Source organism: Streptomyces sp. bgisy159 (genome assembly GCF_057707805.1).
The window spans coordinates 16838-40851 of sequence record NZ_JBYIQX010000028.1 but is presented as its reverse complement, the minus strand read 5'-3'; the positions used below and the strand labels follow the sequence as shown (position 1 = coordinate 40851).

19 protein-coding genes and 1 pseudogene are annotated in these 24014 nt (G+C 71.5%); 10 read left to right on the top strand and 10 right to left on the bottom strand.

The genetic code is table 11. The features are described 5' to 3' along the window. Nucleotides 1-31: 31 nt before the first annotated feature. Nucleotides 32-1012, bottom strand: coding sequence for an ArsR/SmtB family transcription factor (locus AC3ET3_RS24415; protein ID WP_435612887.1), 981 nt, complete (start codon nucleotides 1010-1012; stop codon nucleotides 32-34). A 111-nt stretch (nucleotides 1013-1123) separates the two neighbouring features. Between AC3ET3_RS24415 and AC3ET3_RS24410 the strand changes: the two genes are divergently transcribed. After that, nucleotides 1124-2491, top strand: a complete 1368-nt coding sequence (locus AC3ET3_RS24410; protein WP_435612886.1) for an MFS transporter — start codon at nucleotides 1124-1126, stop codon at nucleotides 2489-2491. Between the two features lie 107 nt (nucleotides 2492-2598). Continuing rightward, nucleotides 2599-3108: a MarR family winged helix-turn-helix transcriptional regulator gene (locus AC3ET3_RS24405; RefSeq protein WP_432134155.1), complete on the top strand. Its 510-nt coding sequence runs from the start codon at nucleotides 2599-2601 to the stop codon at nucleotides 3106-3108. A gap of 46 nt (nucleotides 3109-3154) precedes the next feature. Here the strand turns inward: AC3ET3_RS24405 and AC3ET3_RS24400 are convergent, their stop codons facing one another. Beyond that, entirely contained in the window at nucleotides 3155-3496 is a 342-nt protein-coding gene (locus AC3ET3_RS24400) for a DUF3817 domain-containing protein (protein WP_432134156.1), read from the bottom strand. Between the two features lie 95 nt (nucleotides 3497-3591). On the opposite strand from AC3ET3_RS24400, the gene icmA reads away from it, so the two are divergent. Next, a complete protein-coding gene (icmA, locus tag AC3ET3_RS24395; protein WP_432134157.1) occupies nucleotides 3592-5292 on the top strand; it encodes a coenzyme B12-dependent isobutyryl-CoA mutase large subunit in 1701 nt (566 codons plus the stop codon). A 19-nt stretch (nucleotides 5293-5311) separates the two neighbouring features. On the opposite strand, the gene AC3ET3_RS24390 is transcribed toward icmA, so the two are convergent. Further along, a complete protein-coding gene (locus tag AC3ET3_RS24390; RefSeq protein ID WP_432134158.1) occupies nucleotides 5312-5938 on the bottom strand; it encodes a TetR/AcrR family transcriptional regulator in 627 nt (208 codons plus the stop codon). A gap of 222 nt (nucleotides 5939-6160) precedes the next feature. Here AC3ET3_RS24390 and AC3ET3_RS24385 point away from each other — a divergent pair, with 222 nt between their 5' ends. From AC3ET3_RS24385 to AC3ET3_RS24370, 4 genes are all read left to right on the top strand, one after another. Further along, nucleotides 6161-7135: a tetratricopeptide repeat protein gene (locus AC3ET3_RS24385; RefSeq protein WP_432155814.1), complete on the top strand. Its 975-nt coding sequence runs from the start codon at nucleotides 6161-6163 to the stop codon at nucleotides 7133-7135. A gap of 664 nt (nucleotides 7136-7799) precedes the next feature. Then, entirely contained in the window at nucleotides 7800-8459 is a 660-nt protein-coding gene (locus AC3ET3_RS24380) for a DUF6230 family protein (RefSeq protein WP_432134160.1), read from the top strand. 139 nt (nucleotides 8460-8598) lie between these two features. Next, complete coding sequence (locus AC3ET3_RS24375; RefSeq protein ID WP_432134161.1) at nucleotides 8599-9210, top strand: DUF6114 domain-containing protein; 612 nt, start codon at nucleotides 8599-8601, stop codon at nucleotides 9208-9210. Between the two features lie 94 nt (nucleotides 9211-9304). Beyond that, nucleotides 9305-10633: a hypothetical protein gene (locus AC3ET3_RS24370; RefSeq protein ID WP_435612885.1), complete on the top strand. Its 1329-nt coding sequence runs from the start codon at nucleotides 9305-9307 to the stop codon at nucleotides 10631-10633. 97 nt (nucleotides 10634-10730) lie between these two features. On the opposite strand, the gene pyk is transcribed toward AC3ET3_RS24370, so the two are convergent. From pyk to pta, 3 genes are all read right to left on the bottom strand, one after another. Further along, nucleotides 10731-12161, bottom strand: a complete 1431-nt coding sequence (pyk, locus tag AC3ET3_RS24365; RefSeq protein WP_432134163.1) for a pyruvate kinase — start codon at nucleotides 12159-12161, stop codon at nucleotides 10731-10733. 88 nt (nucleotides 12162-12249) lie between these two features. Continuing rightward, the gene (locus AC3ET3_RS24360) at nucleotides 12250-13464 is read right to left on the bottom strand and encodes an acetate kinase (protein WP_435612884.1); all 1215 of its coding nucleotides are present in this window, start codon (nucleotides 13462-13464) and stop codon (nucleotides 12250-12252) included. Then, on the bottom strand, nucleotides 13461-15623 hold the full coding sequence (gene pta / locus AC3ET3_RS24355; RefSeq protein ID WP_432158714.1) for a phosphate acetyltransferase: 2163 nt from the start codon (nucleotides 15621-15623) through the stop codon (nucleotides 13461-13463). Before pta ends, AC3ET3_RS24360 begins: the two co-directional genes overlap by 4 nt. A 279-nt stretch (nucleotides 15624-15902) precedes the next feature. On the opposite strand from pta, the gene AC3ET3_RS24350 reads away from it, so the two are divergent. Further along, nucleotides 15903-16928 carry an ATP-dependent 6-phosphofructokinase gene (locus AC3ET3_RS24350; RefSeq protein WP_432134166.1) on the top strand — a complete coding sequence of 342 codons (1026 nt, stop codon included), beginning with the start codon at nucleotides 15903-15905 and terminating at the stop codon, nucleotides 16926-16928. Here AC3ET3_RS24350 and AC3ET3_RS24345 read toward each other — a convergent pair. Beyond that, nucleotides 16925-17632, bottom strand: coding sequence for a helix-turn-helix domain-containing protein (locus AC3ET3_RS24345; RefSeq protein ID WP_435612883.1), 708 nt, complete (start codon nucleotides 17630-17632; stop codon nucleotides 16925-16927). The genes AC3ET3_RS24350 and AC3ET3_RS24345 overlap by 4 nt on opposite strands. 385 nt (nucleotides 17633-18017) lie before the next feature. After that, entirely contained in the window at nucleotides 18018-18896 is an 879-nt protein-coding gene (locus tag AC3ET3_RS24340) for a 5'-methylthioadenosine/S-adenosylhomocysteine nucleosidase family protein (protein WP_435612882.1), read from the bottom strand. Between the two features lie 45 nt (nucleotides 18897-18941). Between AC3ET3_RS24340 and AC3ET3_RS24335 the strand changes: the two genes are divergently transcribed. After that, nucleotides 18942-19496, top strand: a complete 555-nt coding sequence (locus AC3ET3_RS24335; protein WP_432134169.1) for a hypothetical protein — start codon at nucleotides 18942-18944, stop codon at nucleotides 19494-19496. Next, nucleotides 19493-21586 (top strand): annotated as a pseudogene (locus AC3ET3_RS24330) (ATP-binding protein); the annotation flags it as partial. The gene AC3ET3_RS24335 and the pseudogene AC3ET3_RS24330, both read left to right, overlap by 4 nt. On the opposite strand, the gene AC3ET3_RS24325 reads toward AC3ET3_RS24330, so the two are convergent. Both AC3ET3_RS24325 and AC3ET3_RS24320 read right to left on the bottom strand, forming a co-directional pair. Further along, the gene (locus AC3ET3_RS24325; RefSeq protein WP_435612881.1) at nucleotides 21582-22280 is read right to left on the bottom strand and encodes a response regulator; all 699 of its coding nucleotides are present in this window, start codon (nucleotides 22278-22280) and stop codon (nucleotides 21582-21584) included. The pseudogene AC3ET3_RS24330 and the gene AC3ET3_RS24325 sit on opposite strands and share 5 nt — an antisense overlap. Next, nucleotides 22277-23917, bottom strand: coding sequence for an ATP-binding protein (locus tag AC3ET3_RS24320; protein WP_435612880.1), 1641 nt, complete (start codon nucleotides 23915-23917; stop codon nucleotides 22277-22279). The genes AC3ET3_RS24325 and AC3ET3_RS24320 overlap by 4 nt, the downstream gene beginning before the upstream one ends. Nucleotides 23918-24014: the final 97 nt, after the last annotated feature.

Here is a 24014-nt window from a genome sequence, read left to right as displayed (position 1 = left end):
TACTTGCCGGACCGTCCGTCCAAGTCCCCGCTCACCGGCCGCCCGACACCAGCGCCATTCCCAGCGGCGTCCGCTCGTACAGCACCTGATGGCCGTAGCGCCGCGACAGCAACAGGCCGGCCGCGCGCAGCACGGTCAGGTGCGCGGAGACCGACGACGGGGCGAGGCCGAGGCGGTGGGCGAGGGCGGAGGTGGCGGCCGGCTCGTCCAGGGCGGCGAGGACGGCGGCCCGGTTGGGGCCCAGCAGCCGGGCCAGCGCGTCGTCGTCCGCCGGTCCGTCCTTCCACAGGCCGCCGATGCCCCGCGCCGGGTACACCAGGGTCGGCTGCCACGGCGGGTCGAAGCCGCTGACCACGTCCGGCCACACGAACACGCTCGGCATCAGCACCAGCCCCTGCCCGCCCAGATGCCGCTCGTGCCGGCCCTGGGACTCCACGGTCAGCGTCCCGGCCCGCCAGCCGCACCGGCGGTTGATCTCCGGCAGCAGCCCGCCGAGACCCACCTCGGCCAGCCGCCGCGAGTGGAAGGCGACGTCGGCCTCCAGCAGGGCCCGCAGCCGGGGCCACTCCGGCTCGACGAGGGTGTGCCAGACCCGCTCCAGGGTGTCCGCCAACTCGGCCACCATCCGCTCCGGGTCCCGCATCCAGGCCCGCCCGTACGGGGAGTCCGCCGCCCCCGGGGTGTCCGCGAGCGAACGCGCGGTGTCCTCCCGCGCGGCCTCCGGGTCCGCCGCCCGCACCGCGGCGATCTCCTCCTCGAACCCGGCCGCCGGCCCGACCGGTGGCGGGCACAGCCAGTCCGGGGAGTGCCCCCGGCGCGGCATCAGCAGCCACACGCCCGACAGGTCCAGCGCGTCGGCCGCCGCCCGGAACCTTCGCAGCCACGGCGCGTGGTATCCGTGCCGGTCCGGCCGCTTCAGCGTCCGCACCGCCTCCTGCGTCTCCCACAGCGGCGACACGGCGAACCGGCAGCGCAGGAAGTCGTCCTCACCGAAGTGCAGATACGAGGGCATGGGGGCTCCGGAGTCACAAGGAGGGAAAGATTCGGCAGTCAAGAGGAGGGAAAGATTCGGCTGGAGGCGAAAGACTAGGGTGGTGGGACGGATCGCCGCAGGCTGCTGCCCATGCCAGAAGAGACCCAGGTGCGGGAAGTACCCCCACCCGAGCCGGCACGCGATCCCGGGCGCGAGCCCACAGCCGAGCCGCGGTCCGCGCCCGCGGCCAAGGTGCAGCCCGCGTCCGGCCCCGAGCGGCCCGCCGGGTACCGCCGCGTCTTCGCCGTCCGCGAGTTCCGCGCCGTCTTCGCCGCGCACCTGATGTCCATGCTCGGCGTGATCGTCGCCGAGATCTCCCTCTCCGTCCTCGTCTACGACGTCACGGGCTCCCCGCTGCTGAGCGCGCTGGCCTGGGCGCTCGGCTTCCTGCCGTACGTCGTCGGCGGCACCCTGCTGGCCGGGGCCGCCGACCGCTTCCCGGCCCGGCGGGTACTGGTCGTGTGCGACCTGGTGTGCGCGGCCTGCGTGGTGCCGATGACGGCGCCCGGCGTCCCCATCGCCGTCCTGCTCGCCCTGCGCTGCTGCCTCGCGGTCGTCTCCCCGGTGTTCGCCGGCACCCGGATGGCCACCCTCGCGGACATCCTCGGCGACGGCGACCTCTTCGTCCTCGGCCGCTCCCTGCTGCGCATCACCGCGCAGAGCGCGCTGCTCGTCGGCTTCGGCCTGGGCGGTCTGCTGCTGACGGTGGCCTCACCGCGGCAGGCCCTGCTGATCACCGTGGGCACCTTCCTGGCCTCGGCCGTGCTGCTGCGCCTGGGCACCCGCCGCCGCCCGGCCCGCGCCCACGACGGCGGAGCGCTGGTGCGGGACTCCCTGCGGGGCGCGCGGCGGGTCCTCGCCGACCGCCGGATCCGCGTGCTGTTCCTGCTGTTCTGGATCCCGCCGGCCTTCGCCGTCGCCCCCGAGGCCCTCGCGGCCCCCTACGCCGACACGCTCGGCGCCGGCCCGGCCGCCCTCGGCCTGCTGATGTGCGCGATGCCCGTCGGCACCATCGCGGGCGAGCTGTACGCGGGCGCCCGGCTGCGCCCCGCGACCCGGGAGCGGATCGCGCTGCCGTTGGTCTGTCTGACCCTGCTGCCCTACCTGGCCTTCGCGCTGCGCCCCGGACTCGCCGTCTCCCTGCTCCTGCTGGCTCTCTCCGGGGCGGGCTCCGCGTACACCCTGGGCGTCGACCAGCGGCTGGTCCGGGTGGTGCCGGACGCGGTGCGCGGCCGTGCGATGACCCTGCTCACCGCCGGGCTGATGACCTCCCAGGGGGTGGGGATGGCCCTGGCGGGGGTCGCGGCGGAGGCCGCGGGGGTGCGCACGACCGTGGTGGGGGCGGGTGCGCTGGGCGCGGTGTGCTGCGTCCTGCTGGCGGTCGCGGCCCGACGGGCGGCCGACGAGGACAGCCCGGTGGCGGAGCCGGGTCCGGCAGCCGCGCCGGACGGCCGGTGACCGAAGGTGACCGAAGGCCGGTGACCGAAGGCAGGCGACCGAAGGCCGGTGACCGAAGGCCGAGACGGTGCTGACCACGATATGACCGACCGGTAGGGTCTGATGACGTGGCAAAGCCCCTCAGTCTCCCCTTCGACCCCATCGCCCGCGCCGACGAGCTCTGGAAGCAGCGCTGGGGAAACGTGCCGTCCATGGCCGCGATCACGTCGATCATGCGTGCGCACCAGATCCTGCTCGCCGAGGTCGACGCGGTGGTCAAGCCGTACGGGCTGACCTTCGCGCGGTACGAGGCACTGGTACTGCTCACCTTCTCCAAGGCGGGCGAGCTGCCGATGTCGAAGATCGGCGAGCGGTTGATGGTGCACCCGACCTCGGTGACCAACACGGTCGACCGCCTGGTGAAGTCCGGCCTGGTGGCCAAGCGCCCCAACCCCAACGACGGCCGCGGCACCCTCGCCACCATCACCGACAAGGGCCGCGAGGTCGTCGACGCAGCCACCCGCGACCTGATGGCCATGGACTTCGGCCTCGGTGCGTACGACGCGGAGGAGTGCGCCGAGATCTTCGCCCTGCTGCGCCCGCTGCGGGTCGCTGCGCGGGACTTCGACGAGGGCTGAACGCCGTCCGCCGACCAGCACGCGCCGCCCGGGCCTCCGCGAGGCGTCAGGCCGCGGCGGGCTTGGGTTCGGCGTCCTGCGCGATGAGCGGCTCCACCTCGCGGGTCACGCGGCGCTCCACGAAGAAGGCGGCGGTGGGGACGGTGCCCGCCAGCAGCACCCAGAGAAGGCGGCCGACCGGCATCTTCGCCTTGTTGCCGATGTCGAAGGCGAAGATCAGGTACAGCACGTACAGCCAGCCGTGGGCGATGCCGACCATCGTGGTGAAGCTGCCGAACCCGTCCAGGTGCAGCAGCCGCTTCCCGATGACGCCGACCGTCAGCAGGACCAGCAGTACGGCGGTGACATAGGCCATCACCCGGTAACGCGTCAGGACGCTCCTCTTCATGGTGTCGAGCGTAACGGGTGCGCCGAGGTGTCCCGCACGCGTGTCCTGACCTGCACCACTATCATTTACTAGGACGTCCTAGTAAATTCGAGGGTATGGACGCTGACGCCATCGAGGAGGGCCGCCGACGCTGGCAGGCCCGGTACGACGCCGCACGCAAGCGCGACGCAGACTTCACCACGCTCTCCGGCGACCCCGTGGAGCCGGTGTACGGGCCCCGACCGGGGGACACCTACGACGGCTTCGAGCGGATCGGCTGGCCGGGGGAGTATCCCTTCACGCGCGGCCTGTATCCGACCGGCTACCGAGGGCGTACGTGGACCATCCGGCAGTTCGCCGGGTTCGGCAACGCCGAGCAGACCAACGAGCGCTACAAGATGATCCTCCGCAACGGCGGCGGCGGCCTCTCCGTCGCCTTCGACATGCCGACGCTCATGGGCCGCGACTCCGACGACCCGCGCTCGCTGGGCGAGGTCGGCCACTGCGGGGTCGCCATCGACTCCGCTGCCGACATGGAGGTCCTGTTCAAGGACATCCCGCTCGGCGACGTGACGACCTCCATGACCATCAGCGGGCCGGCCGTGCCCGTCTTCTGCATGTACCTGGTCGCCGCCGAACGGCAGGGCGTCGACCCGTCCGTCCTCAACGGCACGCTCCAGACGGACATCTTCAAGGAGTACATCGCCCAGAAGGAGTGGCTCTTCCAGCCCGAGCCCCACCTGCGCCTCATCGGCGACCTGATGGAGTACACCAGCGCCGGCATCCCCGCCTACAAGCCGCTGTCCGTCTCCGGCTACCACATCCGCGAGGCCGGTGCGACGGCCGCGCAGGAGCTGGCGTACACCCTCGCGGACGGCTTCGGGTACGTGGAGCTGGGCCTGAGCCGCGGCCTGGACGTCGACGTCTTCGCGCCCGGCCTGTCCTTCTTCTTCGACGCGCACGTCGACTTCTTCGAGGAGATCGCCAAGTTCCGCGCGGCGCGCCGCATCTGGGCCCGCTGGATGCGGGACGTGTACGGCGCGAAGAGCGACAAGGCGCAGTGGCTCCGGTTCCATACCCAGACCGCGGGCGTCTCGCTCACCGCACAGCAGCCGTACAACAACGTGGTGCGTACGGCGGTGGAGGCGCTCGCCGCGGTGCTCGGCGGCACCAACTCCCTGCACACCAACGCCCTCGACGAGACCCTGGCCCTGCCCAGCGAGCAGGCCGCCGAGATCGCCCTGCGCACCCAGCAGGTGCTGATGGAGGAGACCGGCGTCGGCAACGTGGCCGACCCGCTGGGCGGTTCGTGGTACGTGGAGCAGCTCACCGACCGCATCGAGGCGGACGCCGAGAAGATCTTCGACCAGATCAAGGAGCGCGGACTGCGGGCCCACCCGGACGGGCGGCACCCCATCGGTCCCATCACCTCCGGCATCCTGCGCGGCATCGAGGACGGCTGGTTCACCGGCGAGATCGCCGAGTCCGCCTTCCGCTACCAGCAGTCCCTGGAGAAGGGCGACAAGCGCGTCGTGGGCGTCAACGTCCACACCGGATCGGTCACCGGCGACCTGGAGATCCTCCGGGTCAGCCACGAGGTGGAACGCGAGCAGGTTCGGCTCCTGGGGGACCGGAAGACCGCTCGGGACGACGCCCGCGTCCGCGCTGCCCTCGACGCGATGCTCGCCGCCGCCCGCGACGGCTCCAACATGATCGAGCCGATGCTGGACGCCGTACGCGCCGAGGCCACCCTGGGCGAGATCTGCGGGGTGCTGCGCGACGAGTGGGGGGTGTACACGGAGCCCGCCGGGTTCTAGTGCCTGGCGTTCTCAGCGTCTAGGCGTCCGGCGCCGCCCCCTGCAACCCCAGGAGTAGCACCCTGGTGAAGCTGCGTACCCACTCCTCGTCGGCCGGTTCCGCGCTCACCAGGGTGCGGTGGACCACCGCGCCGGCGACCACGTCGAAGATCAGGTCGGCCGTGCGGGCTGCCTCCGCGGGATCCGTCTCGGGAGGCAGCTCGCCGCGTCGCTGGGCCCGGGCGCGGCCCTCCGCCACCAGCCGTTTCTGCCGTTCGACGATCGACTCGCGGATGCGCTCGCGCAGGGCCGCGTCCCGGGTGGACTCCGCCACCACGGCCATCAGTCCGCTCTTCGCCTCCGGCCGGGCCAGGATCGCCGCGAACTGCAGCACCACGCCCTCGATGTCCTCGGCCAGGCTGCCCCGGTCGGGCAGGCACAGTTCGTCGAAGAGTTCGGCGACGGCGTCGACGACGAGTTCGTTCTTGCCCGCCCAGCGGCGGTACAGCGTCGTCTTCGCGACCCCGGCGCGCGTCGCCACGTCGCCCAGGGTGAGCTTGGACCAGCCCAGCTCGACCAGTGCCTGACGGGTGGCGGCGAGGATGGCCGCGTCCGCGGCGGCGTTGCGCGGGCGGCCGGGGCGCCCGGCGGGGCTGCGGCTCTGCATGCCCTGACGATAACCGGCCGTTTTCGGCCGGTCGTGAGGGAGATCACCGGTTCGGGGGTTCGGGAGGGCTACCCTTGGTATTACGCTACGACTCGTAGCGAAAGCTCGTGCTGGACGTGCACGGGCTTGTGGCCGTACGGCTGTTCGACGCGGGGTGGGGACCCGGCGCCCGCCGTACCGCTCGCTTTTCATTCACACGCGCGGACGGGGGAGGATAGACGCATGCAGCCACGGAACATGTCCATGAGCGGAGTCGTCGACCTCGCCGCGGTGAAGGCGGCCCAGGAGGCCAAGGCGAAGGCGGAGCAGGCGCGCGCCGAAGCGGCCCGGAAGGGCGGGGGAGGGGGCGTCTCGCCCGCCGACCTCGTCATCGACGTCGACGAGGCCGGCTTCGAGCGCGATGTACTGCAGCGCTCCGCCGAGGTGCCCGTCGTCATCGACTTCTGGGCCGAGTGGTGCCAGCCCTGCAAGCAGCTGAGCCCGGTGCTGGAGCGGCTGGCCGTCGAGTACAACGGGCGCTTCCTGCTCGCCAAGATCGATGTCGACGCCAACCAGATGCTGATGCAGCAGTTCGGGATCCAGGGGATCCCGGCGGTGTTCGCCGTCGTCGCCGGGCAGGCGCTGCCGCTCTTCCAGGGGGCCGCCGGCGAGGCGGAGATCCGGCAGACCCTCGACCAGTTGGTGCAGGTCGCCGAGCAGCGCTTCGGGCTGACCGGTCTGACCGTCGATCCCGAGGCGGAGCCGGGCGGTGCGCCCGCTGCCGCCGCCGAGCCGGAGGGCCCGTACGACGCGCTCCTGGAGGCGGCCGTACGGGCGCTGGACGCCGGTGATCTGGGCGGCGCGGTCCAGGCCTACAAGAACGTCCTCGCCGACGACCCGGGCAACACCGAGGCCAAGCTGGGCCTCGCGCAGGCGGAGTTGCTCCAGCGGGTGCAGGGCGCGGACCCGCAGCAGGTGCGCAAGGACGCCGCGGACCGGCCGGCCGACCCCGCCGCGCAGATCGCCGCCGCCGACCTGGACCTGGTGGGCGGCCACGTCGAGGACGCCTTCGGGCGGCTGACCGACACGGTCGCGCGGACCGCGGGCAGCGACCGGGACGCCGTACGGCTGCGCCTGCTGGAGCTGTTCGAGGTCGTGGGCGCGGACGATCCGCGGGTGGCCGCGGCCCGCCGGGCCCTGGCGCGCGCGCTGTTCTGACCGCCGGCGCGGGGGCCTCGTCACCACCGGCCGTCGGGCGGCCGGTGCGTGGTGCCTGGGTGAAGGTTCTGTCGACGGGGCCCCGGCGCGACCGCGCTTTACCAAATCTTGGTAATCGCGCAGGCTGTTACTAGCAGTAAGTCAGGCCTCTTGTTCTGTCTGGTTCTGTCCAACGATCAATAGTTTTGTCCGGCCACTTGGCGCCACCGAGCGTCGCCGGAGGAGGCCTGCGGGTCGTGATCCGGTTATCCGGCCGTTACTAGCGAGTAACGAACCCCCTTGTGCCCGGGCCGAGAATGCACCACGATCGGCCACGCTCGGTCCCTTCCCGTACCCCGACAGCCAATCGGGTCACGGGACTTCCTGGGTCCCCACCGAGCAGGGTCGGCGGCAGTGACGCCGGCCCTTGGACAGGGGGGTCTTCGCAACGGGTGTCCCACCCACCGTGAAGCCTGTCCGGCAAGGTTGTGCGTGATGCGTGTCAGGCGCGACCAGTGGTTGTCGCTCGGGGGTGATCGCCGGTGATTCGGGCACGGTATCCGTGCCGCCGAGCGCGGGCGCTCCCCTTCCCGAGGACGTAGCACTTCTCCCATCTCTGCCCGGCCGAACCGCCGTTCACGGCGGCGACCCGGAGCAGGAGATGTACGTCCGAGAAGGAGGAAATATGGAGTCCCAGGTGCGTGGCGGGACCAGATGGAAGCGGTTCGCTGTGGTCATGGTGCCCAGCGTCGCCGCGACGGCCGCGATAGGTGTCGCCCTCGCGCAGGGCGCTCTTGCCGCGTCGTTCAGTGTGTCGGGGCAGGAGTTCAAGGTGTCGGCGGGCGAGCTCGTCGGCCACGGCTTCACCCAGTACGGCTCCCTCGACACCGGCAAGAGCCTCGACGGCAGTGAGAACCAGGCCCACCCGGTGGCGGTCTCGGCGTTCAACGACGCCAGCATCACCAACATGTGCCAGTCCGTCGTCACGCCGATCCCGTTCCTGAACAAGTCGGTCACGCTGAAGCTGACCGCGGGTGACAAGGGCACGCCCGTCGCCGCGGAGCAGCTCTACATCGACGTCGCCAACCTCGACGCCGAGAACGCCGTGTTCAAGCAGATCGACATCGGCGTCGCGGCCGGCAGTGCCACCAAGGGCCCGAAGCCGAAGGCCGGTGAGTACGAGAAGCACACGTCGAGCCCGTACGGGTTCGCTCAGCAGGCCGACGAGGTGACGCTGACCGGCGTGAAGCAGACGGCGTGGGCCACCACGGCCGGCACCTTCAAGCTCGCCAACCTCCACATGGGTCTGAGCTGGGGCAGCGGCAAGGGTGTCGAGTGCTACTAGGCGCTCACTGACGGGCCGGGGTGCGGCCGGGGCTCCCGGCCGCACCCCGCCCGTCACCGCACCACCCGCGGCTCAGCATCCCCCTGTATCTCCATCGCAGTACCACCCTCACCACAGCCGTACCAGGGAGCTGTTTTCCATGAGCGCCGAGACTCCTGCCGTGCCTGGCCGCGATGAGCACTACCTCCGGGTCCTTCGGCGGAACTTCCGCGCCTGGCGGGGTGGCCGTCCGTTCTGGGCGGGTCTGTACGTCATGATCGGCGGCGTACCGATCATGTACTTCCCGTACGCGAAACTCCACTTCGGCCAGTTGACGGTCGCGATGTCCACCACGGCCGGAGCCGGATCGCTGATCATCGGCGTACTGCTGGTGGTGCTGGGCTTCAGTCTCTGGTTCCAGCAGCACGTGCGGACCTTCGCGGGTGTCGCGGCGATTCTGCTGGCGCTGGTGTCGATCCCCGTCTCCAACTTCGGCGGCTTCCTCGTCGGCTTCCTGTTCGCGATGTTCGGCGGCGCCATGGCGGTCGCCTGGGCGCCGGCCAAGGGGGGCGGGGCCGTGGCGAAGGGCGGCGCGGTGGACGACGGAGACGCCCCCGTCGACGGGGGCGCCCCGGCTGACGCGGGGCCCGACGCGGGCATCCCGCTGCCCGAGGCCGGAACCCCGCTGCCCGCCGACGAGCCGGACGAGACCAAGGATCTGTCAGGAACGACCCCGGCCAACGGGGCGAACGGGAGGCACAGTGCCGACTGACGAGGTCACCCACGGGACTGACGCGGAATCATCCCGTGAGAGATCCGGACCGCGCCACGCGGCACCCCGGAAGCCGCTGTTCACCAGGTTCCACATGCCCGGCGGCCGGGCGATAGCCATGGCGGCGATGCCCACCGCCGTCCTCATGGGCATGGGCTTCACCGGCTCCTTCGCGGTCGCCGACAACAACCCGGCGGCCAGCTCCGCGGACCACATGACGGCCCAGGAGTACGAGGCCTGCATGAAGGCCCTGGAGGCCGGCGAGGTCACGGAGCCGGAGGCTCCCTCGCCGTCCGCGTCGAAGGACGCGAGCGGCGGCGACAAGACGTCCGGGGGTGATTCCGAGGACACGCAGGGCTCCGAGAGTTCGCAGGACTCCTCGTCCTCGGACGGCAAGTCCGGTTCTTCCTCTTCCTCTTCCTCTTCCTCTGGTTCGTCCTCTTCGTCGGATTCAGGTTCCGACGACGGGGACGCCAAGTCCGAGCCGAGCCCCTCGCCGTCCTCGACCGCCTCGGGCACCAAGACGGAGCAGTCGGCGACGTCCGACGCCGCTCCGACCCCGTCGGAGTCACCGACCAGCGAGAACCTGCTGGAGGTCATCGGCGGCGCCATCACCGACATCTTCACCGGCGGCAGCGGGACGGGTGACTCCGGTTCCGAGCCGACGGCGAGCCCGTCGCCTTCCGCTACCCAGACGTCCGGCTCCTCGGACTCGTCCGGCACGTCCGACGACGCGGACAAGGACACCTCCGGCAGCGGGTCCGGCACCGGGAGCGGGACGACCGGCAAGGTCACCGAGACGGTGAAGAAGACCGTCGGGGGCACGGCCGAGAAGGCGACCGGCACCGCCGCCGAGACGGAAAAGAAGGTCACCGAGGCCGCCAAGGACGCGGCCGGGACGGCCGCCGACTCGCCGGCCCCCAGCGCCTCCTCCACCGTGGACCCGGCGAACTGCCCGATCGCCGCGGAGGACGGCGGCGGCGTCGACAACAAGATCGCCGTGGCCGACGAGCCGTGGTACCTCCAGGCCAGTTCGCTGACGCTCAACGGCGCCGACTACCAGGGCATAGTCGAGGTGCAGACCCGCAGCGGCACCAAGAAGAAGGTGCTGAAGTACGTCATCTCCAAGGGCACCGACATCGGTGACCTGCACCAGATCGTCAAGGACAAGACGGTCGGCAAGACCTACCACGTGCAGGCGGGCAAGGGCACCACGTCCACCATCCGCGGCGGTGACACGGTGATGTACACCGAGAGCATCTCCGGCAACCTGCTCGGCCTGATCCCGGTCACCTTCACCCCGGACAACCCGCCCCCGCTGGACCTGCCCTGGATCTACTTCACCAACGTGAAGGTCACCCAGGCCGCCCAGTTCGGCGGCACCCTGACCATCCCCGGAATGCGGCAGTACACCACCGACTGACACCCCCCAGGCCAGTCCGGAAGCCGCACCCGCGCCGAGGGCGCCCCCTGCCAAATGGAGCAGGGGGCGCCCTCGGTGTAGTGGGGGGAGACCGGCGTCAGTCTCGCGCGCCGCCGCCCAGGTGGTGGACGCGGACCATGTTGGTCGTGCCGGGGACGCCGGGGGGTGAGCCGGCGGTGATGATGACCGTGTCGCCGGCGCCGAAGCGTCCCAGCTTGGTGACCTCCTGGTCGACCAGGTCCACCATCTCGTCGGTGCTGCTGATGAACGGCACGACGTGGGACTCCACGCCCCAGCTGAGGGTGAGCTGGTTGCGGGTGGACTCGTCCGTGGTGAAGGCGATGATCGGCTGGACCGCGCGGTAGCGGCACAGACGGCGGGCCGTGTCACCGGACTTGGTGAAGGCGATGAGGCCCTTGCCGCCGAGGAAGTCGGCGATCTCGCAGGCCGCGCGGGCGACCGAACCGCCCTGGGTGCGCGGCTTCTTGCCGGGGACCAGCGGCTGCAGGCCCTTGGAGAGCAGCTCCTGCTCGGCCGCGGTGACGATCTTCGACATGGTCTTCACGGTCTCGATCGGGTAGGCGCCGACCGAGGACTCGGCGGAGAGCATGACCGCGTCGGCACCGTCCAGGATCGCGTTGGCCACGTCGGAGGCCTCGGCGCGGGTCGGGCGCGAGTTGGTGATCATCGACTCCATCATCTGGGTCGCGACGATCACCGGCTTGGCGTTGCGGCGGCACAGCTCGATGAGGCGCTTCTGCACCATGGGGACCTTCTCGAGCGGGTACTCGACGGCGAGGTCGCCGCGCGCGACCATCACACCGTCGAACGCCATCACGACGTCCTCCATGTTCTCCACCGCCTGCGGCTTCTCCACCTTGGCGATGACGGGGACCCGGCGGCCCTCCTCGTCCATGACGCGGTGCACGTCGTCGACGTCCTTGGCGTCCCGGACGAAGGACAGGGCGACCATGTCGCAGCCCATCCGGAGGGCGAACCGCAGGTCCTCGACGTCCTTCTCGGACAGCGCGGGCACGTTGACGGCCGCGCCGGGCAGGTTGATGCCCTTGTGGTCGGAGATGACACCGCCCTCGATGACGATCGTCCGCACCCGGGGGCCCTCGACCTCGGTGACCTTCAGTTCGACGTTGCCGTCGTTGATGAGGACCTGGTCGCCCTTGGTGACGTCACCGGGCAGCCCCTTGTAGGTGGTGCCGCAGATCGTCCTGTCACCCGGCACGTCCTCGGTGGTGATGGTGAACTCGTCACCGCGCACCAGCTCGACCGGGCCCTCGGCGAAGGTCTCCAGTCGGATCTTCGGGCCCTGGAGGTCGGCGAGGACACCGACGGCCCGGCCGGTCTCCTTGGCGGCGGCACGGACCCGGTCGTACCGGCCCTGGTGCTCTGCGTGCGAGCCGTGGCTGAAGTTGAAGCGGGCCACGTTCATGCCCGCCTCGATCAGTGCGACGAGCTGCTCATGGGAGTCGACCGCGGGGCCGAGAGTACAGACGATTTTCGAACGGCGCATGGATCGATCCTATCGGTTTGTTTCGCTACGGAATATTCCGTCTGGCGGAAGGTACAAGTGAGAGGGTTCGCGCTCAGTTGCTTTCCTCTCAGTTGCCTTTCCCGACCAGTGCGTAGGTCTGTGTCGCGATCTCCAGTTCCTCGTCCGTCGGCACCACCGCGACCGCGACCGGCGCGTGCGCCGGTGAGATCAGCCGCGGCTCGTCGCCGAGCACCGCGTTCAGCTCGTCGTCCACCGCGAGGCCCAGGGCCCCCAGGCCCGCGACGGCCGCCGCCCGTACCGGTGCCGCGTTCTCGCCGACGCCGGCGGTGAACGCCACCGCGTCCACGGTGCCGAGCACGGCGTAATAGGCGCCTATGTACTTCTTCAAACGGTGAATGTAGATGTCGAAGGCGAGCTTCGCCTCTTGGTCGCCCTCGTCGATCCGGCGCCGGATCTCGCGCATGTCGTTGTCGCCGCACAGGCCGATCAGCCCGCTCTTCTTGTTGAGAAGAGTGTCGATTTCGTCGATGGACATTCCGCCAACACGTGCCAAATGGAAGATGACCGCGGGATCCACATCACCCGAGCGCGTACCCATCACCAGCCCTTCCAAGGGTGTCAGCCCCATCGAGGTGTCGACGCAGCGGCCTCGCTCGACGGCCGACGCGGACGCCCCGTTGCCCAGGTGCAGCACGATGACGTTCACCTCTTCGGGCGCCTTGCCGAGCAGCTTCGCCGTCGCCCGGGAGACGTACGCGTGTGAGGTGCCGTGGAAGCCGTAGCGGCGCACCCGGTGCTCGTCGGCGGTCCGCACGTCGATCGCGTAGCGCGCCGCCGCCTCCGGCATCGTGGTGTGGAACGCGGTGTCGAACACGGCGACCTGCGGCAGGTCCGGACGCAGGTGCCGGGCGGTGCGGATGCCCGTCAGGTTCGCCGGGTTGTGCAGCGGGGCGACCGGGATCAGCCGCTCGATCTCGGCGAGCACTCTCTCGTCGATGACGGTCGGCGCGGTGAAGTGCTTGCCGCCGTGCACCACCCGGTGCCCGATCGCCACCAGTTCCGGCGAGTCGAGCCCCAGCCCGTCCTTGGCCAGCTCGGTGGCCACGGCCTTCAGCGCGGCGTCATGGTCGGCGATCGGGCCGCTCCACTCCCGGCTCTCGCCGCCGCGGGCGAGCGGGGAGTGCTTCAGCCGGGACGTCTGCTCGCCGATGCGTTCGACGAGTCCGGCCGCCAGCCGGGCCTCGTCGCGCATGTCGAGCAGCTGGTACTTCACCGACGAGGAGCCGGAGTTCAGGACGAGGACTCGGGTGGCGCTGCTCACTGGGCGGTTGCCTTCTCGCTCGGGGTGGTCAGGGCGGGGGACGGCTCCGCGGAATCGACAGAGCCGGCGGAGTCCGAGGACTGCGCCTGGATCGCCGTGATGGCGACGGTGTTGACGATGTCCTGGACGAGGGCGCCCCGGGACAGGTCGTTGACCGGCTTGCGCAGACCCTGCAGTACCGGCCCGACCGCGATGGCGCCGGCCGAGCGCTGCACGGCCTTGTAGGTGTTGTTGCCGGTGTTGAGGTCCGGGAAGATCAGCACGGTCGCCTGCCCGGCGACCTCCGACCCCGGCAGCTTGGTAGCGGCGACCGTCGGCTCCACGGCCGCGTCGTACTGGATCGGCCCCTCGATCCTCAGGTCGGGCCGGCGCTCCCGCACCAGCTCGGTCGCCTGGCGCACCTTGTCCACGTCGGCGCCGGTCCCGGAAGTACCCGTCGAGTACGACAGCATCGCGATCCTCGGCTCCACACCGAACCGCGCGGCGGTCGCCGCCGACTGGATGGCGATGTCGGCGAGCTGCTCGGCGTTCGGGTCGGGGTTCACCGCGCAGTCGCCGTAGACCAGGACCTTGTCGGCCAGGCACATGAAGAACACCGAGGACACGATCGAGGCGTCCCCGGGGCCGCCGCCGCCCGGCCGGGTCTTGATGATCTCGAACGCCGGGCGGATCGTCGCGGCGGTGGAGTGCACCGAGCCGGAGACCATGCCGTCGGCGAGGCCCTCCTGGACCATCAAGGTGCCGAAGTAGTTGACGTCGGAGACCACGTCGTAGGCCAGCTCCACGGTGACGCCCTTGTGGGCGCGCAGCTTGGCGTACTTCTCCGCGAAGGCGTCGCGCAGCTCGCTGGTCGCCGGGTCGATCAGGTGCGAGTCGCCGAGGTCGATGCCGAGGTCGGCGGCCTTCTTGCGGATCTGGTCGACGGGGCCCAGCAGGGTCAGCTCGCACACCCCGCGCCGCAGCAGCACCTCCGCCGCGTGCAGCACCCGCTCCTCGGTGCCCTCCGGCAGCACCACCCTCCGCAGGTCGGAGCGGGCCTGCTCCAGCAGCTTGTGCTCGAACATCATCGGCGTGACCCGGTCGCTGCTCGGCGCGGACACCCGTCCCAGCAGGTCGGCGGTGTCGACGTGCCGCTCGAACAGGCCGAGCGCCGTCTCCGCCTTGCGCGGCGTGGCCGCGTTCAGCTTGCCCTCCATCGCGAAGAGCTGTTCGGCGGTCGGGAAGCTGTAGCCGGGCACCGAGATCACCGGGGTCCCGGGGGCGAGGCGGGCGGCGAGGGTGAGGATCTCGTCGCCGGGCCGCTCGTCCAGGGTGAGCAGCACACCGGCGATCGGCGGGGTCCCCGCGCTGTGCGCGGCCAGCGCGCCCACCAGCAGATCCGCGCGGTCGCCGGGGGTGACGACCATGCAGCCGGGGGTCAGGGCCTTGATGAAGGTCGGCAGCATGGCACCGCCGAAGACGAAGTCCAGCGCGTCCCGGGCGAGCCCCGAGTCGTCGCCGAGCAGCACCTTCGCCCCGAGGGAGTGGCTGATCTGGGCGACCGTCGGAGCGGACAGCGCGGGCTCGTCGGGCAGCACGTAGCAGGGCACGGGGAGGCGGTCGGCGAGCCGCTCGGCTATCACCTCGCGGTCGGCGCGGGCCACCCGGTTGACGACCATCGCCAGCACGTCGCAGCCCAGTCCGTCGTACGCCCGGAAGGCGTTGCGGGTCTCGGCGCGCACCGCCTCGGCGGTCTGCTTGCGCCCGCCGACCACCGGGATCACCGACGCGCCGAACTCGTTGGCGAGGCGCGCATTCATCGCCAGCTCGTCCGGGAGCTGGGTGTCGGCGAAGTCGGTGCCGAGGACGAGGACGACGTCGTAGTCCCGCGCGACCAGGTGGAAGCGGTCCACCAGGGTGGCCACCAGCTCGTCGGTGCCCTGTTCGGCCTGGAGCGCGGACGCCTCTTGGTAGTCCATGCCGTAGACCGTCGCCGGGTCCTGGGTCAGCCGGTAGCGGGCCCGCAGCAGGTCGAACAGACGGTCGGGGCCGTCGTGGACCAGGGGGCGGAAGACGCCCACCCGGTCGACCTGCCGGGTCAGCAGCTCCATGACCCCCAGCTCGACGACCTGCCGGCCGTCGCCGCGGTCGATGCCGGTCACGTACACGCTGCGCGTCACGCGTGATCTCCGTTCTCGCTCGTGAGGGGCGTTCTGTGGGAGGGCGTTCTTCGAGGGGCGTTCTCTGTACAAAAATCGCCCACCGGAGTGAGCGGAACCCTCTTGACAATACCCTTCGGGGTGGACTAGGTGCCCGTCAGATCAGGCCCGTCCGGCCGGGACCAAGGTCCCGTGGAAAGGGGCCGGGAGACCGGCTCCGGGGGTTCGGCGGCCGCCGGGGGAGCATGAAACAATCGGCACTGGCTCACCGGATCAGAAGCGAGCAGGAGACACAGCACGATGCGTATCGGAGTTCTCACCGCAGGCGGCGACTGCCCCGGCCTGAACGCAGTGATCCGGTCGGTCGTGCACCGAGCGGTCACCCACTACGGCGACGAGGTGATCGGCTTCGTCGACGGCTACGCCGGGCTGCTGGACAGCCGCTACCGCAGCCTCGACCTGGAGTCCGTCAGCGGCATCCTGGCCCGCGGCGGCACCATCCTCGGCTCCTCCCGCCTGGAGCGCGACCGGCTGCGCGAGGCCTGCGAGAACGCCCCCGACATCGCCCGCGACTTCGGCATCGACGCGCTGATCCCGATCGGCGGCGAGGGCACGCTGACGGCGGCGCGGATGCTCAGCGACGCGGGCCTGCCCGTGGTCGGCGTCCCGAAGACCATCGACAACGACATCTCCTCCACCGACCGCACATTCGGCTTCGACACGGCCGTCGGCGTCGCCACCGAGGCGATGGACCGCCTGAAGACGACGGCCGAGTCCCACCAGCGCGTGATGGTCGTCGAGGTCATGGGCCGGCACGCCGGCTGGATCGCCCTGGAGTCCGGCATGGCCGCCGGTGCCCACGGCATCTGCCTTCCCGAGCGCGCCTTCGACCCGGCCGACCTGGTGAAGATGGTCGAGGAGCGCTTCTCGCGCGGCAAGAAGTTCGCCGTCATCTGCGTCGCCGAGGGCGCCCACCCCGCCGACGGCACCATGGACTACGGCAAGGGCGAGATCGACCAGTACGGCCACGAGCGCTTCCGCGGCATCGGCACCGCGCTCGCGTACGAACTGGAGAAGCGGCTCGGCAAGGAGGCCCGCCCGGTCATCCTCGGCCACGTCCAGCGCGGCGGCGTACCCACCGCGTACGACCGCGTCCTGGCCACCCGCTTCGGCTGGCACGCGGTGGAGGCCGCCCACCGGGGCGACTTCGGCCGGATGACCGCGCTGCGCGGCACCGACATCGTGATGGTGCCGCTGGCCGAGGCCGTCACCGAGCTGAAGACGGTCCCGAAGGACCGGATGGACGAGACGGAGTCGGTCTTCTAACCGCGCTGGTCCTCCACCGCGGCCCAGAAGGTGTCGACGATCCCGGCGAGGTACTCACGCCCCGCCTCGCCGGACTCGCCGCCCCCGCCGCCCCAGCTCAGCGTGGCCGCCATACGGCCCTGGTAGTCCTCGTGCAGCCGCCGCAGCGTGCCCTCCAGGACCCGCCGGTCCAGCGACACGACCTTCCCCACCGGCCGCACGTAGGCCTGCCAGCGCGTGCTCACCGCGCTGTGCAGCAACTCCACCAGCCGGGCCTCGCGCCCGGTGACCGTGACCAGCTCCGCCGGCGACAGCCGCAGCGCCTCGGCGAGCCCGGCGCCCTGCCGGTCGTTGCCGCGCCACTTGCCCGTCTCCTCCATCCGCAGGTAGCCGGGCAGGTCCATGCCCACCGCCCGGGCCACGTCCTCCGGGGCCAGGCCGCGGGCGATGCGGTGCTCGCGCAGGGTGCGGGGCCGCCCGATCAGCTCCCCCGGGGAACACCACAGCACGCCCGCGAGCGCGGTCAGCTCCGGGCTGCTCGGCGTGAGCGTCCCGCGCTCCCAGGCGATCACGTGGTCCGGCGTGACGTACGGCAGCCCGTACGAGACGCACAGCGCGTGGGCGACGTGCTCGGGCCCCATGCCGAGTGCCGCCCTCAGCCGGCGGGCGGCGGGGGCGTTGAACGGGGGGCCGGGCTGCTGGGCATGAGGTGAGGGTCGGCGCACGGGGCACCAAGCTAGGCCCGGGCCGCCGGTGTGAACACGGTCGGTTCGGACACAATCACGCATTGTAGGAACGTACGGGGGCGGGTGGCCGATCGTCCCTTTCCCGGCGCCCGGAGGTGCGCTCGGCCGCACACGGGTCCCGGTGCAGGTGCACGGTGGGCGGAAAACCGGTGCCCGCGCCCGGTGCGCCGCCTCCACCGCGAGTGCCGTCTTGCCGATGCCGCCCATGCCGGTGACGGCGGAGATGGGCAGCGGGGTGCTCTCGTCCGACGTGGGCGCGAGGCGGGGGAGCAGGCGATCCAGTTCTGCCGAGCGGCCGGTGAAGCCGGGAGGGCGGGGCGGGAGTGTGGCGGTCGCGACCGGGACCGGGCCGTGGATCGGCTCCTTACGGCCACTGACCGGACGGCTGTCGATCGGCGATCTTTCCGATGACCGGTCCGTGGAAGGTGCCGCCCTCGAAGTGGATGTGGTCGCCGCCGTATACAGGGGGTTGGGGGCCCTCCTCGGTGCCGGTGCCACTGCTGGAGGCTGAGGCTCGGTCGCGCGGCCGGTGCTTGCGCAGCACCGCCATCGCCACCTCCGCCGCCTGTTCGGCCGCCCGTTCCTGGTGGCCGGCCGCGTCGCCCCTGCTCTTGCGTGCGTCGGCGCGGTCGCTGATGCCCCGGACCACCAGCGCGTCCAACTGCCCGTTCACATGCGCCGCGTGGGCCGCGCCCGAGCCTTCCATCTCGATCGCGGCGGCGTCGTTGTAGTGCTCGCGGAGGTGGGCGGCGATCTCGGCCCGTGCATCTGCCAGGACCACGTCCCCGGCGGCGATCGGCTTGAAGTGCGGGCGTACGTCCTCCATGTCCCGTACCGCCGAACGGGCCGCCTGGACGAGAGGGAGCGACGCGTGCCAGGCCTCCGGCCGGGAGAGGAAGCGGCCGTTCGCCCACTTGCCGCCGTGTATGCCGTAGACCTTGGTTCCCAGGACGACGTCCCCGATGCCGATGTCCTTCTTCAGGCTGCCCGCGATGCCGACGAACAGCACCGCCTCCGCGTCCAGGCCGGTGAGGATCTGCGTCGTCAACGACGCCGCGTTCAGGGCGCCTTCGCCCAGCTCGGCGAGGGCCACCCGCCAGGGGCTGTCGGCCAGGCGGCCCATCTCGACCGGGATGCGGCCGGGGAGGATTCTCTCCTCGCGGTCGGTGATGTGCGCGCGTACGGCCGCGTATTCGAGTGCGAGTGCGGTGAGGACCACGACGGTGGGCTTTGTCTCTGGCACGCATCTAAGGTACTGCCATGGGTTCGGGGGAAGGGGCGGGTCCGAGTGGCTGAACAGGACGTCACGGCGGGGCAGTTGCTGCTCGCCGAGTACCAGAGCGTCAAGGACGAGCAGAAGGCGCGGATCGGCTTCCGGGACAACCTGCTGTACGTGACGCTGGCCGTCGTGGCCGCCGTCATCGCGGCGGCGGTGCAGGCCAAGCGCACGGAGATGCTGCTGGCGCTGCCGCCGGTGTGCGTGGTGCTGGGCTGGACCTACTTGGTCAACGACGAGAAGATCTCTGCGATCGGGCGGTACGTACGGGGGGAGCTGGGGCCGCGGCTGGCGCAACTCGCCGGTGCGACGGACGTCTTCGGCTGGGAGACGTTTCATCGCAACGACGCGCGGCGGGCGGCGCGCAAGATCGTGCAGTGCGTGGTGGATGTGCTGGCGTTCTGCGTCGTGCCGATGAGCGGTCTGTGTGTCTACTGGGGCGGCGGGCAGGTGTCGGGCGGACTGCTGGCCGTGTCGGTTGTTGAGGCTGGGGCCGTGGTGGGGGTCGGGGTGTTCGTGGTGCGTTATGCGCTGGGAGAGCGGGGACGGGGCGGTGACGCTGCGTGAGGAGCGCGTACGAGGATCACGTCCACTTCGAGGGGGGTGACTTCGCCGGCCCCGTCATCGGGAAGGTCGAGTACGGCGGGCGGGCCCCGGCACCCACGGCGTTGGACTCGTTACCAGCCCCGGCGGCCGGCTTCACGGGGCGGGATGACGAACTGGGGCGGTTGCTGGCCGCCCTGGACGGGGCGGCGGAGGAGGCCGTTCTCGTGACCGCCGTGTCCGGGCTCGGCGGCATCGGCAAGACCGCGCTGGCGGTGACGGCCGCGCACCAAGCCCGGGAGCGGGGGTGGTTCCCGGGCGGGGTGCTCTTCGTCGACCTGCACGGCTACGACGAGGCGCCGGTCACCGCCGAACAGGCGCTGCAGTCGCTGCTGCGGGCGCTGGGGGTCGAGCCCGAGCACGTCCCGGCCACGGCGGACGAACGGGCCGTGCTGTACCGGTCGGTGCTGGCCGAGAGGGCCGGGGACCGGGGCCCCATGCTGATCCTGGCTGACAACGCGTCGTCCCCGGAGCAGGTGAGGCCGTTACTCCCGGGGGACGCGCGGCATCGGGTTCTGGTGACGTCCAGGAACCGGCTGCCTCAACTCCCGGCTCGTCTGCTGCCGTTGAACCAGCTCACAGCCACGGGATCGAAGGAACTCCTCGACCGCGCCCTGCGGATCGCCGATCTCGACGACCGCAGGATCACTGACGAATCCGAGGCGGCCCGGCGACTCGCGGCGCTCTGCGGGCACTTGCCCCTCGCGCTCAGGATCTCGGCGGCGTTGCTGGCCGCGGAACGGGACAAGCCGGTCATGGAACTCGTCGGCGAACTGGAGGCGTCACGTGATCTCCTTGCCGACCTGGAAGACGGTGAACGCAGCGTGCGCGCCGCCTTCGCGCTCTCCTACCGCCGGTTGCCGGCCGGACAGGCCCGGCTGCTGAGGTTGCTCGCCCTTGCCCCCGGCCCGGAGGTGAGCGAGGAGGCCGCCGCGGCGCTGGTCGGCACGGAGACCGCTCCGCTGCGCGATCTCAGAGGGCTGGTCCAGGCCCACCTTGTGGAGCGGGGAAGCACGCGCGGGAGGTGGCGGCTGCACGACTTGGTGCGGATGTTCGGGGCGGGTGTGGCCGCTGAGGATGAAGGGCTGCGGGAGGAGGCGGTGGCGGCGCGGGAGCGGGTGCTGGAGTTCTACGCCCTGTGGGCCGGGGCGGCTGACGACCGCCTGCGGTGGCTGCCGGGAATGCCGGAGCCGGAGCTGTTCGCGGACCGGGGTCAGGCACTGGCTTGGCTGGACGGGGAGCGGGCGGGGCTGGTGGCCGCGGTGTCGTGGGCGGAGCAGGACATGTTCGCGGAGACGGCGGTGCGTCTGGCTCTGTCTCTGACGGAGTATCTCGACTGGCGGCGGTACTTCGACGACAAGATCGCCGTCTGCCGAGCCGCGCAAGGGGCCGCCTACCGTGGGAGGGACCGCTACGGCGAGGCCGCCGCGTGGACCAGTCTAGGGATCGCCCTGAAGGAGACCGGCCGGGCGGCGGAGGCGATCGAGGCCCACACACGCGCCCGGGACCTGTTCCGGACCGCCGGGGACCACCACCGCGAGGCCGCCTCGTGGAACAACCTCGGCATCGCCCTGCGGGAAGCGGGCCGGAAGGAGGAGGGGATCGACGCCCACACCCGTGCCCGGGACCTGTCTCATGTCGCCGGGGACCGCCACCGCGAGGCCATGGCGTGGAACAACCTCGGCATCGCCCTGCAGGAGGCGGGCCGGGTGGCGGAGGCGATCGAGGCCCACACGGGTGCCCGGGACCTGTTCCAGACATCCGGGGACCACCACGGCGAGGCCACGGTGTGGAACAATCTCGGGCTCGCGCTGCGGGAGGCGGGTCGGGTGGCGGAGGCGATCGAGGCGTTCGACAGGAGCCTGGCGGTCTGCCGGGAGTTCGAGGACTGGTACGGGACAGGCCGCGTCCTGTACAACCTCGCCATCACCCACCTGACCGCCCACCGCCTCGCCGAAGCCCGTGCCCACTGGCTCCAGGCCGCCGACGCCTACACCCGGGCCAACGCCCCCACCGAAGCAGCCATGTCTCGAGACATGGCCGAAGCCCTCACCGCTGCCCCAGAACCCCCCGAACCCACCGATAAACCAACTCCGGCCTCCCCACCTGCCCGTAAACCGGCCTCCGCTCGGCCCTCCCCGCCTCCACCAGGTGCTCCAGATACCGCCGAGCCGTGATCCGCGATATCCCCACCGCCTCGGCCACCCCCGCCGCAGTCAGTCCTTCCTCCGCCTTGCGCACAACTCCCGTCACCCGCTCCAGCGTCGGCGCGCTCAGCCCCTTCGGGAGCGCCGCGGGCCCCGGCGCGCGCAGGGCGGCGAGTGCCCGGTCGACCTCGTCCTGGCCGCCGGCCTCGCCGACCGCCCGGCGGAACTCGGCGTAGCGGACCAGGCGGTCCCGCAGTGTCGCGAAGGTGAATGGTTTCAGCACGTACTGGACGACGCCCAGCGACACCCCTTCCCGGACCACGGCGAGGTCCCGTGCCGAGGTCACGGCTATGACGTCCGCGTGGTAGCCGGCCGCCCGCAGCGACCGCGCCAGCTGCAACCCGTGCCCGTCCGGCAGGTGCAGGTCCAGCAGGAGGAGATCGACCGGCGCCCGGTCGAGCATCCGCCGCGCCTCCGCCCCGGTGTGCGCCTTGCCGACCACGACGAACCCCGGCACCCGCCCGACGTACATCACATGCGCGTCCGCGGCCACCGGGTCGTCCTCGACGACCAGCACCCGGATCGGCTGATCACTCGTCACGCGCTGCCTCCACTCACCGGCGACGGCGCGGTCGCCGTGACGCCCCCGCGCAACGGCAGCCGCACCGTGAACTCCGCCCCGCCGCCCTCGGCCCGCGCGACCGACAGCGCCCCCTCATGTCGCTGCACAGCCTGCCGTACCAGCGCCAGGCCGAGCCCGCGGCCCCCGGGACCGGCCGGTTTCGTGGAGAAGCCGCGCTGGAAGACCAGGTCGGCGTGGTCCGGGTGGACGCCCTCGCCGGTGTCGGCGACCCGCAGGACCAGTTCCTCCTCGCCCGCGTACGCCGTCACCGTCACCCGCGCGCCCACGCTGCCCTGCGCCGCGTCCACGGCGTTGTCGATCAGGTTGCCGAGGATGGTCACCAGGTCCCGCGCCGACAGGGAGGCCGGCAGCACCCCGTCGTCCAGCCGGCTGTCCCGCGAGACCACCAGCTCCACGCCCCGCTCGTTGGCCTGGGCCGTCTTGCCCAGCAGCAGCGCGGCCAGCACCGGCTCGCCCACCGCCGCCACCACCTGGTCGGTGAGCGCCTGCGCCAGCTCCAGCTCGGCGGTCGCGAAGTCCACCGCCTCCTCGGCCCGGCCCAGCTCGATCAGCGAGACCACCGTGTGCAGCCGGTTCGCCGCCTCGTGGGCCTGCGAGCGCAGCGCCTGGGTGAAGCCCCGCTCGGAGTCCAGCTCGCCCATCAGGGACTGGAGTTCGGTCACGTCGCGGAGCGTCACCACGGTGCCCCGGCGCTCCCCGCCGGACACCGGGGAGGTGTTCACCACCAGCACCCGGTCCGCCGTCAGATGCACCTCGTCGACCCTCGGCTCCGACGCCAGGAGCGCCCCCGTCAGCGGGGCCGGCAGTCCCAGCTCGGCCACCGACGTGCCCACCGCGTCCGCGCCCAGCCCCAGCAGCTCCCGCCCGCCGTCGTTGATCAGCGCCACCCGGTACTGCCCGTCCAGCATCAGCAGCCCCTCGCGCACCGCGTGCAGCGCCGCCTGGTGGTAGTCGTGCATCCGGCTGAGCTCCGCCGCGTTCATGCCGTGGGTGTGCCGCCGCAGGCGTGCGTTGATCACGTACGTCCCCACGGCGCCCAGCACCAGCGCGCCGCCCGCCACCCCCAGCAGCGCCGTCACCTGGTCCTGCACCCGCTCGCTGATCGCCTCGACCCGGATGCCCGCGCTGACCAGGCCGACGATGCGCCCGCCGGAGTCCTCGACCGGGGTGACCGCGCGCACCGACGGGCCGAGGGTGCCGGTGTAGGTCTCGGTGAAGGTCACGCCCTTCAGCGCGCGCCCTGTGTTGCCGAGGAAGTGCCGGCCGATCTGGGCCGGGTCGGGGTGGGTCCAGCGGATGCCCGCCGGGTTCATGATCGTCACGAAGTCGACGTCGGTGTCCCGCATGACGCGCAGCGCGTACGGCTGGAGTTCCTCCGACGGGTCGGCGGTGCCGATCGCCGCCCGCACCGACGGGGAGTCCGCGACCGTGCGGGCCACCGACGTGGCGTGCCGGCCCGCCGCCTCCTCGGCCTGCTGCCGGTCGCTGACGTACGAGAAGAGCGCGTACCCGGCGACCAGGACCGCGATCAGCACGGCCTGCATCGCGAACAGCTGACCGGCCAGGCTGCGGGGCCGGGGGAACGGGAGGCGCATGCCGTCAGTGTGCCCCTGGTGTCCGGCGCGAACTAAATGAACGCAAGGGTGACCGCCCTCACAGCCCGGGAGATAGTCCCTGCATTCCCCCTCCCCG

Bases quoted from the DNA above. Each gene is read 5' to 3' on its own strand.
- AC3ET3_RS24415 (WP_435612887.1), bottom strand. From the start codon at position 1,012: ATGCCCTCGTATCTGCACTTCGGTGAGGACGACTTCCTGCGCTGCCGG.
- AC3ET3_RS24410 (WP_435612886.1), top strand. From the start codon at position 1,124: ATGCCAGAAGAGACCCAGGTGCGGGAAGTACCCCCACCCGAGCCGGCA.
- AC3ET3_RS24400 (WP_432134156.1), bottom strand. From the start codon at position 3,496: ATGAAGAGGAGCGTCCTGACGCGTTACCGGGTGATGGCCTATGTCACC.
- icmA (WP_432134157.1), top strand. From the start codon at position 3,592: ATGGACGCTGACGCCATCGAGGAGGGCCGCCGACGCTGGCAGGCCCGG.
- AC3ET3_RS24390 (WP_432134158.1), bottom strand. From the start codon at position 5,938: ATGCAGAGCCGCAGCCCCGCCGGGCGCCCCGGCCGCCCGCGCAACGCC.
- AC3ET3_RS24385 (WP_432155814.1), top strand. From the start codon at position 6,161: ATGCAGCCACGGAACATGTCCATGAGCGGAGTCGTCGACCTCGCCGCG.
- AC3ET3_RS24380 (WP_432134160.1), top strand. From the start codon at position 7,800: ATGGAGTCCCAGGTGCGTGGCGGGACCAGATGGAAGCGGTTCGCTGTG.
- AC3ET3_RS24375 (WP_432134161.1), top strand. From the start codon at position 8,599: ATGAGCGCCGAGACTCCTGCCGTGCCTGGCCGCGATGAGCACTACCTC.
- AC3ET3_RS24370 (WP_435612885.1), top strand. From the start codon at position 9,305: ATGCCCGGCGGCCGGGCGATAGCCATGGCGGCGATGCCCACCGCCGTC.
- pyk (WP_432134163.1), bottom strand. From the start codon at position 12,161: ATGCGCCGTTCGAAAATCGTCTGTACTCTCGGCCCCGCGGTCGACTCC.
- AC3ET3_RS24350 (WP_432134166.1), top strand. From the start codon at position 15,903: ATGCGTATCGGAGTTCTCACCGCAGGCGGCGACTGCCCCGGCCTGAAC.
- AC3ET3_RS24320 (WP_435612880.1), bottom strand. From the start codon at position 23,917: ATGCGCCTCCCGTTCCCCCGGCCCCGCAGCCTGGCCGGTCAGCTGTTC.